The following is a 14,349-nucleotide window of genomic DNA, read 5'->3' on the forward strand; positions in this document are numbered from 1 at the left end:
GAATAGTGAATAGTGAATAGAAGGATTTTTCTGGAAGGCGGGCAAAGCGGCATATGAGCCGCTTGCAATCAGGGTGGGGCTGGCCGACTTTGCCATCACCGTTCACCATTCACCATTCACCATTCAGGGAGGTTTTCGATGACCCGTACGCCCGGTTTCAACACGCTTGCCGTCCATGCCGGTGCCAAGCCCGATCCGGCGACGGGCGCTCGGGCGACGCCGATCTACCAGACGACCTCTTTTGTCTTCGACGATGCCGACCATGCCGCCTCGCTGTTCGGGCTGAAGGCTTTCGGCAACATCTACACCCGCATCATGAACCCGACGCAGGCGGTGCTGGAAGAGCGCATCGCCGCACTCGAAGGCGGCACGGCGGCGCTGGCTGTCGCCTCGGGCCATGCCGCTCAGGTGCTGGTGTTCCACAATCTGATGCAGCCGGGCGACAATTTCGTTGCTGCGACCAGGCTTTACGGCGGTTCGATCAACCAGTTCGGCCACGCCTTCAAGAATTTCGGCTGGCAGGTGCGCTGGGCCGACACCAACGATATCTCGACCTTCGAGAGCCAGATCGACGACAGGACCAAGGCGATCTTCATCGAGAGCCTGGCCAATCCGGGCGGCGTCTTCGTCGACATCGAGAAGATCGGCGACATCGCCCGCAAGCACGGCCTGCCGCTGATCGTCGACAACACGCTGGCCTCGCCCTATCTGGTGCGGCCGATCGAGCATGGCGCCGACATTATCGTCCATTCGCTGACCAAGTTCATCGGAGGCCACGGCAATTCGATCGGTGGCGCCATCGTCGACGGCGGCACTTTCGACTGGTCGAAGTCAGGCAAATATCCGATGCTGTCGGAGCCCCGTCCCGAATATGGCGGCCTCATCCTGCACGAAACCTTCGGCAATTTCGCCTTCGCCATCGCCGCGCGCGTGCTCGGCCTGCGCGATATCGGCCCGGCGATCTCGCCTTTCAACGCGTTCCTCATCCTGACCGGGCTGGAAACCTTGCCGCTTCGCATGCAGCGTCACTGCGACAATGCCGTGAAGGTCGCCGGCTGGCTGTCCGATCACCCCAAGGTTGCCTGGGTGAACTATCCTGGCCTGCCCAGCGACAAGAACAACGCGCTGCAGAAGAAGTACTCGCCGCTTGGCGCTGGCGCGGTGTTTACCTTCGGCCTGAAGGGCGGCTATGAGGCCGGCGTCAAGTTCGTCGAGGCGCTCGAACTGTTCTCGCACCTCGCCAATGTCGGCGACACCAAGTCGCTGGTCATCCACCCGGCCTCGACCACGCACCGCCAGTTGTCCGACGAGCAGAAGGTCAAGGCCGGGGCGGGGCCGGATACGGTCAGGCTTTCGGTCGGTATCGAGGATGTCAACGACATCATCGCCGATCTGGAACAGGCCCTGGCCAAGGTCTGATGGCCATGACCGCGCCGAAATTTCTGTCCGTCGATATCGAGAGCGTCGAGCCGGAACTTGGCGCACCGGCGCCGGATCGCCTGATTTCGGGCGATCCGAAGTTCCGCACCTGGAATGTCGAGGAACAGGGCGACGCCCTCTACGCCGGAATCTGGGAAGCGACACCGGGCAAATGGCGCATAGAATATGACGAGTGGGAGTTCTGCCACATCCTGTCGGGCGTCTCGGTGATTTCCGAAGAAGGCGGCGAGGCGCGCACCGTCAAGGCCGGCGACAGCTTCGTGCTGAGACCTGGCTTCAGGGGAAGCTGGGAAGTGCTTGAAACGACCCGCAAGGAGTATGTGATCAAGCTCTGATCACATACTCCTGCCGCCGAACTCACAAAAGCCGATCGACATCGGCGTCGGAAAATCCGTAGCCACGCATCATTCCTCTGTGCCAGGCGCTGCCAAGCAGATCATCCAGACATGAATCGATGCGCTGACGAAGAACGGCATTGTCCTTCGCGAGGGCAAATGCGCCGGCGGCCGGTTGTTTTTCATCGGCCGCAACGTCGATGACCTCGAGCGGCGCATCGGGCCGCCTGGTCAGGTAGCCTCGGTGCGCCATGGCGACACTTGCATAGGCATGCACCGCACCGGCCGCGACCGCGTCCGCCGCGCCTGCTTGCGTGGCGAATATCCTTATCCGCTCGGGCGCAACGCCATTTTGCAGAGCCGTCTGGTGTTGAACCTGGCCTGATATGACGCCGATCAACGCCCCCTCGTCCTTGGCGATGGATCGATAGCCCTTGAATTCGCGCGGATTGCCTTTCGCGACCAGCAGCCCGTCCTGCAACACCCAGATCGGTCGCGTGAAGTCGACGGATTTTTTGCGTTGGTCCGAAACGAACAGACCTGTCGTCATGTCCCACTGACCTTTGGTCAATCCGGGAAGCAGTTTGGCGAACTCGGTCTCGACAGGCGAAAAGTCTTCCAGCCCCAACGCCTGGCAAACCTTCCGTGCGAGCTTGGCGTCGCAGCCGGAGACATCTCCGGAAGCGTCAATGAAGCAGAAGGGCGGCTCCTGCAGAAAAGCGAATGTCATTTTTTCAGTCATGCGGTTCAGCCTAGGATCGCCTCTCAGAAGCCCACGGTGAGCGCTTCCAGCCCATGAAAATGATAGCTGTCGCGCAAGCGCGGCTCCTCGGCAAGATGGAGCCGCGGCTGCCGCTCGAACAAGGTCCTCAGCGACACCTGCAATTCGAGCCGGGCCAGCGGCGCGCCGATGCAAAAATGGATGCCGGCGCCGAACGACAAATTCTTCTGGTCGGCACGGCCGGGCCGGAAAGCAGCGGGTTCGGCAAAGGCCCTGGGATCATGATTGGCCATGCCGAGCAACAGGCCGATCATTTCGCCCGGCCGCACGGTAATCCCCGGCGCGGCCTCGATCTCCTCATAGGCATAGCGCAGGAACATGTGCAGCGGCGCGTCGAAGCGCAGGCATTCTTCGACAGTTGCGGCGGTTGCTTCCGACGAGGTGAAGAAGCGGTGGGGGTCGCCACCTTGCGCCAGGATCGAGCGCACGGCATTGCCGGTCTGGTGGACGGTTGCCTCATGGCCGGCATTGAGCAGCAAGATCGCCGAGGACACCAACTCGTCCTCCGAAAGCCTCTGGCCGTCCTCCTGTGCCGCGATCAGCAGCGACAGCAGATCGTCGCCGGGTTGCTTGCGCCGCTCAGTGACATAGCCGCGCAGAAAGTCGGAAAAATCCCGTGCGGCGCGATTGGCTGTCTCTTCCGTCTCGCGCGTGCGGCCATGCATGTACATGGCCACCATCCGGTGCGACCAGTCGAGCAGTTGCGGTCCCATCGCGACGGGAACGCCGAGCATTTCGGCAATGATGGTGATCGGCAAGGGCGAGGCGAAGGCAGGCAGCAGGTCGACCTGGCCCGGCTCGAAACGGTCGATCAGCTCGTCGGCCAGCGCCTCGACACGCGGCCTGAGACGCTCGACCTGGCGCGAGACGAAGGCGCGGTTGACCAGCATCCTCAGCCGCGTGTGCACGGGCGGCTCCAACTCAAGCATCGAATTGGCCTCGATGCCGTCGAAGGCGGTGAGATGCGAGCGGTCCTGGTCGATGCCGCGGCTGTCGGGGATGCCGGCCGGGTTCTGGCGCCCGAAGCGGCGGTCGCGCAGCAGCCGGCTGACGTCATCGAAGCCGCCAAAGCACCAGAAGCCATAGTTCTCCCAGAAGAAGGCGCTGGATGCGCCGTGCAGGAAGGCATAGGCCTCGTAAGGATTTTGAACGAAGGCCGGCTCGTGCGGGTCGAGGCGCAGACGCCGCGTGGCGGGATCGAAAACGAGATAGTCTGGCATCATCCTTGACCAATAGCGCATGACCCCGAAAACCGGAATCGGTTTTCGGAAAGGATCATGCGCAGATTCTAATTGTTAGAGCGTCCTTTGCGGCGGCTCAGCGATTGAGCTCGTCGGCGGCGGCAATGACTTCGGACACAATCGCCCGCACATCGTCTGTCGTGGTCCGGTGATTGACGAAACACGCCCGCAGCGCGAATTGGCCGTTGATCGTCGCATTCGACAGATACACCCGGCCGCGCGCAATCACGCGTCGCAAAATCGCTTGATTGTCTTTCGAGCGGTGGCGGAAACAGACCGCGCTCAAGGGAACGGGCGCAAGCAGTTCCATCTCGGGATGTGAGGAAATCATGCCAGCCAGCATCTGCGCATGGCGGAGATCGCGCGCGATGGCGTCGCGAAAGGCACGCCGTCCGTGATATTGTAGCGACATCCAGAGCTTCAGGGCACGGAAACGTCGCGACAGCTCGATCGATTCCTCGAAAAAAGCAAAAGCTTCCTCCGGGTCCTGGCTGAATATCTTCACATAGTCGCCACTGTGCGAAAAAGCTGCCTGCGCGATGCTTTGATCGCGATAGAGCAGGCAACCGCAATCGAGCGGCTGATACAGCCATTTGTGCGCGTCGAGCGACAGCGAATCCGCCAAGGACAATCCCTGGAATTTCTCCGGCACCGCCAGGGCCGCCAATCCTCCATAGGCGCCGTCGACATGCAGCCACAGCGCTTCCCTCCGGGCAATGTCCGCAATGTCTACGAGGGGATCGATCGCTCCGGTGGCGACCGCACCGACAGTGGCCACGATGGCGATGGGCGTATGTCCTGACCTTCGGTCGTCGGCAATGGCGGCCTCGAGCGCGCCCGTCCGCATCCGGAGCTCGTCGTCGACCGGGATCAAGCGAAGGTTCTTTCTGCCGATGCCCAGCAGCGCGACGGCCTTCGGAATGGACATATGCACCTGCTCCGAGGCGTAGATCACACCGGGCCGTGCGCCCGTTTCGTTGGCAGGGAGCTTGGCTTCGCGTGCCATCGCCAGTGCCATGAGGTTCGCCGTCGAGCCGCCGCCGCACAGGCTGCCGGTGAATCCGGCACAGCCGACCGCTTGCGCCAGCCATCCGATGACGGCTCGCTCGATCGACGTCGCCGCCGGAGCGGACCGCCACGACGTGACATTCTGATTGAGCACCGCGGCGAGCAATTCTCCGAGCGCAGCCACCGGTTCGCCTGAACCGACAACGTAGCCGAAGAATCTCCCGGTGGAAGGCCGCGCATGCTCGGTGACCAACTTGAAGTCCTGGAAGACATCACGACCCCGCCCATCCTCCGGCCAAGGCCGCGAGAAAAGCTCCTTCGTCTGTCTGGCGCTGGTCGAAGGATAGGCCGGGCGGTCCTCAAGCGACGTCCAGTAGCCTTTGGCGAGACTGAGCGCGTCGTCCGCCAAGTCTGACAGGTCCTGATTGGAGATTTCCAGTTCGCGCATGCCTTCAACCCAACGGAAGCTTCGCTGCGAAGCAGGCTATTCTCCTGGTTGAAGTCCAGCAATCCGCATTGTTGGATGCATTGTGGATGCTATCGGTATGCGCTCTAATACCGGCAATGCCGTGGGATATGCACCCGCCGCCAACTGGTCGAGCCTTCCTGCACCATCACCCGGCGCGCCACCCTCTGGTATGACGGCGCGATCTCAGTGATGCGCCGCCGCTCCGGTCGCACCAGCACTTCACGGGCAACGCTCTCATATTCGGCTGGGAGGACAACCCGTCGGGTGCGCTCGGGTTCAACGACGACTGTTTCGGCGACACGCGCGTAGCGGGCCTTGCGCCAGACCTTGCACAGCACCTTGCGGCCGTGGATGACGCGCCATTCCCAGGCATAGCCGCCATCGTCGACCTTGACCGTGAGGTGGACGGTGCGGGTGATGGCTGGAACGACCTCATAGGTGACGCGGGGCGGTGCGATCTGCTCGACGCGCTCAACCGTGCCATAAATCGGCGGGTCGTAGTCGACCACCTGGCCGCCGGGGCTTACCAGCACATTTTCATGGACGGTATCGTAGACGGCCGGCCTGTTGACCGGCTGATAGCATTCGACGGCGCGGCCACCGGCCGCCGTTTCCGACATTGTGCCGAGCATGGTCAGGCCGGCAATGGCGAAGGAAGAAGCTTCCTGGTCATGGCACTCCCCCTGTTTGAACTGCGTGAAGCGGGTTCAACGTTGAATTGTAGGGGAAGCCATATCGGGGGAAAGCGGATTCGCCATATTTCGTTAAGCGATGCGGTTAAGAAATTGCTACACTGTCCCAGACGTTTGAGACTGGACGGAGCCACCGGCATTGGCGCCGGGCTAGCCTTGCACGGAAACCTTGATTCCACTTAACCAGGTGGCTAGGAGAGGCGGCCTTGCGCTAGGGTGAGCCGGCATCCTATTTACATCCTAACGATCCAGAACCGATTCTGCCCGACTTGCTCATCTCCGGCGCCGGAATCCCACCTTCAATAAGGGATAGTCCATGAAGAACCCCGTCGAAACCTACATGAACCTCGTTCCGATGGTGGTCGAACAGACCAATCGTGGCGAGCGGGCCTACGACATTTTCTCTCGGCTGCTCAAGGAGCGCATCATCTTCATCACCGGCCCGGTCGAGGACGGCATGGCGACGCTGGTTTGCGCGCAGCTGTTGTTCCTGGAGGCGGAGAATCCGAAGAAGGAGATCAATCTCTACATCAATTCACCCGGCGGCGTCGTCACCTCGGGCATGGCGATCTACGACACCATGCAGTTCATCAAGCCGGCGGTGTCGACGCTGTGCATCGGCCAGGCGGCCTCGATGGGCTCGCTGCTCTTGACCGCGGGCGAGAAGGGCATGCGCTTCGCCACGCCGAATGCCCGCATCATGGTCCACCAGCCTTCCGGTGGCTTCCAGGGCCAGGCTTCCGACATCGAGCGCCACGCCCAGGACATCATCAAGCTGAAGCGCCGCCTCAACGAGGTCTACGTCAAGCACACCGGCAAGAGCTACGAGGAGATCGAGAAGACGCTGGACCGCGACCACTTCATGACCGCTGACGAGGCCAGGGATTTCGGCCTCATCGACAAGGTCATTTCGTCGCGCGAGCCGGCTGAGGTTGCCGCCGCATAGGGCCGAGTGGCAGTGGGATGGCGGGATAACGCGCTTTTGGCGCGGCTTGCGGCATTTCGGCCACAATTGGCTGTTCCCTCGACGAGGACGATTGCCTACGTTAAGCCTATGTTGATTTTCGACGGCTTAGCTTTGTGTGGGGTTGCTGCGAATCATTGCCACGTTTTCTGATTTGTGTTTCGTACGGGATGCGTTGCGGGAGCCGGGACACTGGCGGCGGCGATTTTCCGCGATAGATTGAATATGCGCCCTTTCAACCAGACCATCGGCGGGCGGCCATGAAAGGACATGAAAATGAGCAAGGTCGGCAACAACAGCGGTGATTCCAAGAACACGCTTTATTGCTCGTTTTGCGGCAAAAGCCAGCACGAAGTGCGCAAGCTGATCGCCGGACCGACGGTTTTCATCTGCGACGAGTGCGTCGAGCTGTGCATGGACATCATCCGCGAGGAGAACAAGACCTCGATGGTGAAGTCGCGCGAGGGCGTGCCGACACCGCAGGAGATCCTCAAGGTTCTCGACGACTACGTCATCGGCCAGCCCTACGCCAAGCGCGTGCTGTCGGTGGCCGTCCACAACCACTACAAGCGCCTGGCGCACGCCGGCAAGAACAATGACGTCGAACTGGCGAAGTCCAACATCCTGCTGATCGGTCCCACCGGTTGCGGCAAGACGCTGCTGGCACAGACGCTCGCCCGCATCATCGACGTTCCCTTCACCATGGCCGACGCGACGACGCTGACCGAGGCCGGCTATGTCGGCGAGGATGTCGAGAACATTATCCTGAAGCTCTTGCAGTCGGCCGACTACAATGTCGAGCGCGCCCAGCGCGGCATCGTCTACATCGACGAGATCGACAAGATCTCGCGCAAGTCGGACAATCCCTCGATCACCCGCGACGTGTCGGGCGAGGGCGTGCAGCAGGCGCTCTTGAAGATCATGGAAGGTACGGTCGCTTCCGTGCCGCCGCAGGGCGGCAGGAAGCACCCGCAGCAGGAATTCCTGCAGGTCGACACCGCCAACATCTTGTTCATCTGCGGCGGCGCCTTTGCCGGGCTGGACAAGATCATCTCGGATCGTGGCCGCAAGACCTCGATCGGCTTCGGCGCCATCGTGGCTTCGCCCGAGGATCGCCGCACCGGCGATGTGTTCCGCCTGGTCGAGCCTGAGGATCTGTTGAAGTTCGGCCTCATTCCCGAGTTCGTCGGCCGTCTGCCGGTCCTGGCGACGCTGGAGGACCTCGACGAACCGGCGCTGATCCAGATCCTGACCGAGCCGAAGAACGCGCTGGTCAAGCAGTATCAGCGGCTGTTCGAGATGGAGAATGTCGACCTGACCTTCCACGAGAACGCGCTCTCGGCGATCGCCAAGCGCGCCATCGAGCGCAAGACCGGCGCGCGCGGCCTGCGCTCCATCATGGAAGCCATCCTGCTCGACACGATGTTCGAGCTGCCGGCGCTGGAAGGCGTGCGCGAAGTGGTTATTTCGGAAGAGGTGGTGTCCGGCAACGCCCGGCCGCTCTATATCTACTCCGAGCAGAAGGAAAAGAAAGGCAACGTCAGCGCCTGACGTGAGCCGGCAATGGAATTTCTCGAAACGGCGCCGTGAGGCGCCGTTTTGCTGTAGCGGCCGTTTTGTTGCGCCGACGGAGTGGATGAACGGACAGTGTTTGCTCTTGATCTTTGGCTCTCGTGCCTCCAACTAACACCAGAAGGCCGTGGTGCCGAATTCTGTGCTGTAAAACTCCCGTCACAAACGGTGGTAGGCGGAACGATCCTCGGTCGTTAAGATGAGATTCGCGGTTGGCCGATTGGCGGCCGCGACATGAAAGGTTGGACAATGGCCAAAGTATCAAAGGCTCCCAGCGACGGCGTCTTCGCAGTCCTCCCGCTGCGCGACATCGTGGTGTTCCCGCACATGATCGTTCCGCTCTTTGTCGGGCGTGAAAAATCGATCAAGGCGCTGGAAGAGGTGATGGGTCAGGAAAAGCAGATCCTGCTTGCGACCCAGATGAATGCCGCCGATGACGATCCCGAGCCCGATGCCATCTTCGACATCGGCACGCTCGCCAACGTGCTGCAATTGCTGAAGCTGCCGGACGGCACCGTCAAGGTGCTGGTCGAAGGTGCTTCGCGTGCGAAAATCGTCTCCTTCACCGACCGTCCTGACTTCCACGAGGCCCGCGCCTCGGCGCTGGTCGAACCGGAGGAGGAAGAGGTCGAGGTAGAGGCGCTGGCCCGTTCGGTCGTCACCGACTTCGAGAACTACGTCAAGCTGAACAAGAAGATCTCGCCCGAAGTGGTGGGCGCCGCCAGCCAGATCGACGACTATTCCAAGCTCGCCGACACGGTTGCCTCGCATCTTGCCATCAAGATCCCCGAGAAGCAGGAGATGCTGGCCACGCTCTCGGTCAAGGAGCGGCTGGAAAAGGCGATGGGCTTCATGGAAGCCGAGATCTCCGTCCTGCAGGTGGAGAAGCGTATCCGCAGCAGAGTCAAGCGCCAGATGGAGAAGACGCAGCGCGAATATTACCTCAACGAACAGATGAAGGCGATCCAGAAGGAGCTCGGCGAGGGCGAGGACGGCCGCGACGAGGCCGCCGAGATCGAGGCGCGCATCAAGAAGACCAAGCTCTCCAAGGAGGCCCGCGAAAAGGCGGAAGCCGAATTGAAGAAGCTGAGGACGATGTCGCCGATGTCGGCTGAATCGACCGTCGTGCGCAACTATCTCGACTGGATCCTGTCGATACCGTGGGGCAAGAACTCCAAGGTCAAGCAGGACCTGGCCTTCGCGCAGAACGTGCTCGACACCGACCATTTCGGCCTCGACAAGGTCAAGGACCGCATCGTCGAATACCTTGCCGTGCAAAGCCGCCAGAAGAAGCTGAAGGGGCCGATCCTGTGCCTCGTCGGACCTCCCGGCGTCGGCAAGACCTCGCTCGGCAAGTCGATCGCCAAGGCGACCGGCCGCGAGTTCATCCGCATGGCGCTGGGCGGCGTGCGCGACGAGGCCGAGATCCGTGGTCACCGGCGTACCTATATCGGCTCGATGCCCGGCAAGGTCATCCAGTCGATGAAGAAGGCCAAGAAATCCAACCCGCTCTTCCTGCTCGACGAGATCGACAAGATGGGCCAGGATTTCCGCGGCGATCCGTCGTCGGCCTTGCTCGAGGTGCTCGATCCCGAACAGAACTCGACGTTCATGGACCACTATCTCGAGGTCGAATACGACCTGTCGAGCGTGATGTTCGTGACGACGGCGAATACGCTGAACATCCCTGCGCCCCTGATGGACCGCATGGAGATCATCCGTATCGCCGGCTACACGGAAGACGAGAAGATCGAGATCGCCAAGCGTCACCTGATGCCCAAGGTGATCCGCGATCACGCGCTGCAGCCGAAGGAGTTTTCCGTCGGCGAGGACGCGATCCGCGGCATCATCCAGACCTACACCCGTGAAGCGGGCGTGCGGAGCCTGGAGCGCGAGCTGATGAAGCTCGGCCGCAAGGCGGTGACCGAGATCCTGAAGACGAAGAAGAAGACGATCAACATCACGGCGGACAATCTCGCCGATTATCTCGGTGTTCCACGCTTCCGCTTCGGCCAGGTCGAGGCCGACGATCAGGTCGGTGTCGTCACCGGACTTGCCTGGACGGAAGTCGGCGGCGAGCTGCTGACGGTCGAAGGCGTCATGATGCCCGGCAAGGGCCGCATGACGGTGACCGGCAATTTGCGCGACGTGATGAAGGAATCGATCTCGGCGGCGGCTTCCTATGTCCGCTCGCGGGCGCTCGATTTCGGCATCGAGCCGCCGCTCTTCGACAAGCGCGACATCCACGTCCACGTGCCCGAGGGTGCTACCCCGAAGGACGGACCGTCGGCTGGCGTGGCGATGGCCACCGCGATTGTCTCGGTGCTGACCGGCATTCCGGTCAAGGCCGATGTAGCGATGACCGGCGAGATCACGCTGCGCGGCAGGGTGTTGCCGATCGGCGGGTTGAAGGAGAAGCTGCTGGCCGCACTTCGCGGCGGCATCAAGAAGGTGCTGATCCCGGAAGACAATGCCAAGGATCTGGCGGAGATTCCGGACAACGTGAAGAACGGCATGGAGATCATTCCGGTCGCGCGGGTCGGTGAGGTACTGCGTCATGCGCTGGTGCGGATGCCGGAGCCGATTGAATGGGTCGAGCCGGTCAATGCGCCGGCTACAGTGGATGCCGGCGACGATGCCAGCAAGTCGCTCGCCCATTAGAAGTCGCTAAAGTTGCATCGCACTTGCTGAAGTTGCAGTGCACAAAGAGAGAGCCGGGCCTTGAGCCCGGCTTTTTCATGTGAAAAACCCCGGATTTCCGGGCTTTTTCCGCTTTATTTGGCGCTTTTCGACTTGGTTGCCGGATCGCTTCTTTCTAAAGTCCGTTTCCTGCCGGATGAGTCGAGTGGTTCCGGTTTTCTCATGGAAGGGAATTTTTATGAACAAGAACGAACTGGTGTCCGCTGTCGCCGATGCCGCGAGTATTTCGAAGGGTGACGCGCAGTCGGCGGTGGATGCGGTGTTTTCCGTGATCACCGGCGAACTGAAGAAGGGCGGCGATGTCCGGCTTGTCGGCTTCGGAAATTTCACCGTGTCAAAACGCGCCGCGTCGACCGGCCGCAATCCTCAGACCGGCGCGGAAGTGAAGATTCCGGCGCGCACCGTGCCGAAGTTTTCGGCCGGCAAGGGTCTCAAGGACGCGGTCAATTAAGCCCCTTTCTTTCAAGATCAGAAAAGCCGGGCTTGCCCGGCTTTTCTTTTGTATTGGGGACCTTTGATGGGACCGGCTTTCAAGCCGTCGGCGCGTCGGCGCGCATGAGGCCTTCCTTTTTGAGATCGGCCCAGAGTGCCTTGGGCAGCTTGGCGTCGAGCAGCGAGCGGTTGCTTTCGACCTCGCTCGGCCGTTGGCCGCCGGGGATCACTGACACGACCGAAGGGTGCAGCAGCGGAAATTGCAGCGCCGCCTCGATCAGCCGCACGCCATGGCGTTTGCAGACGGCCTCGATGAGCGTGACGCGCTCGATGATGTGCCGCGGCGCTTCGGAATAGTTGTAGAAGGCGCCGGGCTTTGGCCCGCTTGCCAGGATGCCTGAATTATACGGGCCGCCGAGAACAATGCCGATGCCGCGCTTCTGGCACAGCGGCAGGAAAGACCGCAGCGCCTCTTGCTCCAGCAGCGTATAGCGCCCGGCAAGCAGGAAAAGATCGAAATCGCCGCGCTCGGCCAGCGTCTGGGCAACCGGCCATTCGTTGATGCCGCCGCCGAACGCCTTGATGACGCCCTGGTCGCGCAGCGAAAGCAGTCCGTAGTAGCCCGAGCGCAGGAACTCCTCGATGCGCTGGTCCGAGGCTTCCTTGCTGCCATGGGTGAAGATGTCGACGTCATGCACGAACAGAATGTCGATGCGGTCGACGCCGAGACGTTCCAGCGAGGCTTCGAAGGAGCGCATGACGCCGTCATAGCTGTAGTCGTAGACCTCCCGGCGCGACGGCGTGTCGAAGAATTTGCCGATGCCGGTGCGGTGTTCGGGCGGGCTGGCGCGCATGATGCGCCCGACCTTGCTCGACAGCACGTAGTCGTCGCGCTCTTTCGAGCGCAGGAAAGGATTGAGCCGCGTTTCCGACAGGCCGAGCCCGTAGAGCGGCGCGGTGTCGTAGTAGCGGCAGCCGACCTTCCACGCGGCTTCCAGCGTGGCATTGGCATCCTCGTCGGAGACGGCGCGGTAGAGATTGCCGAGCGGCGCCGTGCCGAAGCCGAGTTCCGTGAAATCGATGCCGCCATTGCCGATGCGGTCGAAATGCCGTGTCCTCATGTCCTTGCCGTTTCCTAGGTTGATTTGTCTGACATGACACTATCACGCCCGTGGCACAGCAAAAGCGCGCAGCGCCGTTGGACACGGATTTTCGCGGTGATAGCATGAATAAAAACAAGCTGTTCGGGGGAAAAAATGATCAGACAATCCAGACCTTTTTCGGCCTCCGGCAGACTGGCGGAACCGTCATGACACACGCCGGCACCGATCTGTTCAAAATTGCGCTGAACGAGCTTGGCGGCGTGCTGGAGCGAGTGGATGAAAGCCGCATCGACGCCGCCTGCGCCATGCTGGCCGACGCGCAAAAGATCGCCGTCCATGGCTGCGGCCGCGAGGCCTTGCAGGTCAAGGGTTTCGCCATGCGGCTCTACCATCTCGGCTTGCCGGTCTCGGTGGTCGGCGACATGAGCACGCCGCCGCTCGCGGCGGGCGACGTCTTTCTCGTCAGTTCCGGGCCGGGCGAGACCTCGACCGTGCTCACCCTGATGCGGGTCGCCCGCGAGGCGGGTGCGACCGTCCTGCTGCTGACCGCCCAGACCGGGAGCAGTGCGGCAACGCTTGCCGACTTCACCTTGCTCATTCCGGCGCAGACGATGGCCGACGACCAGGGTCCGGAAAAGACATCCGTCCTGCCGATGGGCTCGGTATTCGAAGGCGCACTGTTCCTGCTGTTCGAGGTGATGGTGCTGAAACTCAGGACAATCACCGGCATGTCGTCCGAAGCGATGCGCGCCCGTCACACCAATATGGAGTAGGCGCCCATGCGCTACGAGTTGATGCTGCCGCATCAGATCCGCAAGGCGATCGCCGAAAACTGGCCGGTCGCCCTGCCGCTCGGCGTGCTCGAATACCATGGCGAGCACATGGCCGTTGGCATGGACACGCTTGCCGTCATCAAGACGCTGGAGCTGTTCGAGAAGGACGCCGACATCGTCATCCTGCCACCCTTTTATTACGGCGCGGCAAGCTATGCGGTGGCGCCTCCCGAAGGCAACGGCTCGGTGCAGGTCGGCGGCAACGCGCTGGCGCCGTTCGCGGAGGAATTGTTCTACAGCCTGCTGCGCATCGGCTTTCGCAATGTCCATGCCATCATCCACCACCAGACCGAGAATTTCGCCGCCGGCATGCCGACCGATCTCGCCTTCAAGAGCGCCGGCCGGCAAGCGATCTTCCGCTTCCTCGAAAAGGAGCGCGGCGAGGGCTGGTGGGGCTCGCAGGCGATGGTCGGCTACTATGCCGAGCATGCCGAAGGCGGCAATTTCTTCAACTGGGTGCAGGTGCATCCGCTGATGCCGGCCACGATGAACGGCCAGTATCCGTTCGACCACGCCGGCATCGGCGAGACGTCGCTGATGCTGGCGCTGTGCCCCGAAGCGGTGGACGCCGGCCACTTCGCCGACAATACGGGCTGGTACACGGCGAGCGCGCCGGAAGCCTCGGCGGAACTGGGGCAAAAGGGCGTCGCCATGATCCTCGACCATCTGCGGGCGATACTGTCGGCCTAGCCGTGACGTCAGCCAGACGAAAGCTGCTCGGTAGCGATCCTTCCCACCCCCCCTGTCCTGCCGGACATCTCCCCCGCAAGGGGGAAGAT

General features: G+C 61.9%; 13 protein-coding genes. 8 read left to right on the plus strand and 5 right to left on the minus strand.

Annotated features, from left to right (window positions below):
- The first annotated feature begins 138 nt into the window (after positions 1 to 138).
- On the plus strand, positions 139 to 1,419 hold the full coding sequence (locus MESS4_RS16015) for an O-acetylhomoserine aminocarboxypropyltransferase (protein ID WP_006332710.1): 1,281 nt from the start codon (positions 139 to 141) through the stop codon (positions 1,417 to 1,419).
- Positions 1,419 to 1,775, plus strand: coding sequence for a cupin domain-containing protein (locus tag MESS4_RS16020; protein WP_006332711.1), 357 nt, complete (start codon positions 1,419 to 1,421; stop codon positions 1,773 to 1,775). Before MESS4_RS16015 ends, MESS4_RS16020 begins: the two co-directional genes overlap by 1 nt.
- Positions 1,776 to 1,797: 22 nt before the next feature.
- Here MESS4_RS16020 and MESS4_RS16025 read toward each other — a convergent pair whose 3' ends face one another.
- From MESS4_RS16025 to MESS4_RS16040, 4 genes are all read right to left on the minus strand, one after another.
- A complete protein-coding gene (locus MESS4_RS16025; protein ID WP_006332712.1) occupies positions 1,798 to 2,517 on the minus strand; it encodes a transporter substrate-binding domain-containing protein in 720 nt (239 codons plus the stop codon).
- A gap of 23 nt (positions 2,518 to 2,540) precedes the next feature.
- Entirely contained in the window at positions 2,541 to 3,779 is a 1,239-nt protein-coding gene (locus MESS4_RS16030) for a cytochrome P450 (RefSeq protein ID WP_006332713.1), read from the minus strand.
- A gap of 94 nt (positions 3,780 to 3,873) precedes the next feature.
- Positions 3,874 to 5,253: an aminotransferase class V-fold PLP-dependent enzyme gene (locus MESS4_RS16035; protein WP_006332716.1), complete on the minus strand. Its 1,380-nt coding sequence runs from the start codon at positions 5,251 to 5,253 to the stop codon at positions 3,874 to 3,876.
- Between the two features lie 104 nt (positions 5,254 to 5,357).
- A complete protein-coding gene (locus MESS4_RS16040; RefSeq protein ID WP_006332717.1) occupies positions 5,358 to 5,906 on the minus strand; it encodes a hypothetical protein in 549 nt (182 codons plus the stop codon).
- Positions 5,907 to 6,282: 376 nt separating this feature from the next.
- On the opposite strand from MESS4_RS16040, the gene clpP reads away from it, so the two are divergent.
- From clpP to MESS4_RS16060, 4 genes are all read left to right on the plus strand, one after another.
- Positions 6,283 to 6,912: an ATP-dependent Clp endopeptidase proteolytic subunit ClpP gene (gene clpP, locus MESS4_RS16045; protein ID WP_006332718.1), complete on the plus strand. Its 630-nt coding sequence runs from the start codon at positions 6,283 to 6,285 to the stop codon at positions 6,910 to 6,912.
- A 294-nt stretch (positions 6,913 to 7,206) separates the two neighbouring features.
- Complete coding sequence (gene clpX / locus MESS4_RS16050; protein ID WP_006332719.1) at positions 7,207 to 8,481, plus strand: ATP-dependent Clp protease ATP-binding subunit ClpX; 1,275 nt, start codon at positions 7,207 to 7,209, stop codon at positions 8,479 to 8,481.
- 270 nt (positions 8,482 to 8,751) lie between these two features.
- Complete coding sequence (lon, locus tag MESS4_RS16055; RefSeq protein ID WP_006332720.1) at positions 8,752 to 11,163, plus strand: endopeptidase La; 2,412 nt, start codon at positions 8,752 to 8,754, stop codon at positions 11,161 to 11,163.
- Positions 11,164 to 11,380: 217 nt separating this feature from the next.
- Positions 11,381 to 11,653, plus strand: a complete 273-nt coding sequence (locus tag MESS4_RS16060; RefSeq protein WP_006201846.1) for an HU family DNA-binding protein — start codon at positions 11,381 to 11,383, stop codon at positions 11,651 to 11,653.
- Positions 11,654 to 11,732: 79 nt separating this feature from the next.
- On the opposite strand, the gene MESS4_RS16065 is transcribed toward MESS4_RS16060, so the two are convergent.
- Entirely contained in the window at positions 11,733 to 12,755 is a 1,023-nt protein-coding gene (locus MESS4_RS16065; protein ID WP_006332726.1) for an aldo/keto reductase, read from the minus strand.
- A 188-nt stretch (positions 12,756 to 12,943) separates the two neighbouring features.
- Here MESS4_RS16065 and hxlB point away from each other — a divergent pair, with 188 nt between their 5' ends.
- Positions 12,944 to 13,510 carry a 6-phospho-3-hexuloisomerase gene (hxlB, locus tag MESS4_RS16070; protein ID WP_036241452.1) on the plus strand — a complete coding sequence of 189 codons (567 nt, stop codon included), beginning with the start codon at positions 12,944 to 12,946 and terminating at the stop codon, positions 13,508 to 13,510.
- Between the two features lie 6 nt (positions 13,511 to 13,516).
- Positions 13,517 to 14,260 carry a creatininase family protein gene (locus MESS4_RS16075; protein WP_006332731.1) on the plus strand — a complete coding sequence of 248 codons (744 nt, stop codon included), beginning with the start codon at positions 13,517 to 13,519 and terminating at the stop codon, positions 14,258 to 14,260.
- The last annotated feature ends 89 nt before the right edge of the window (positions 14,261 to 14,349 follow it).

This window comes from Mesorhizobium sp. STM 4661 (assembly GCF_000359125.1).
GTDB lineage: Bacteria > Pseudomonadota > Alphaproteobacteria > Rhizobiales > Rhizobiaceae > Mesorhizobium.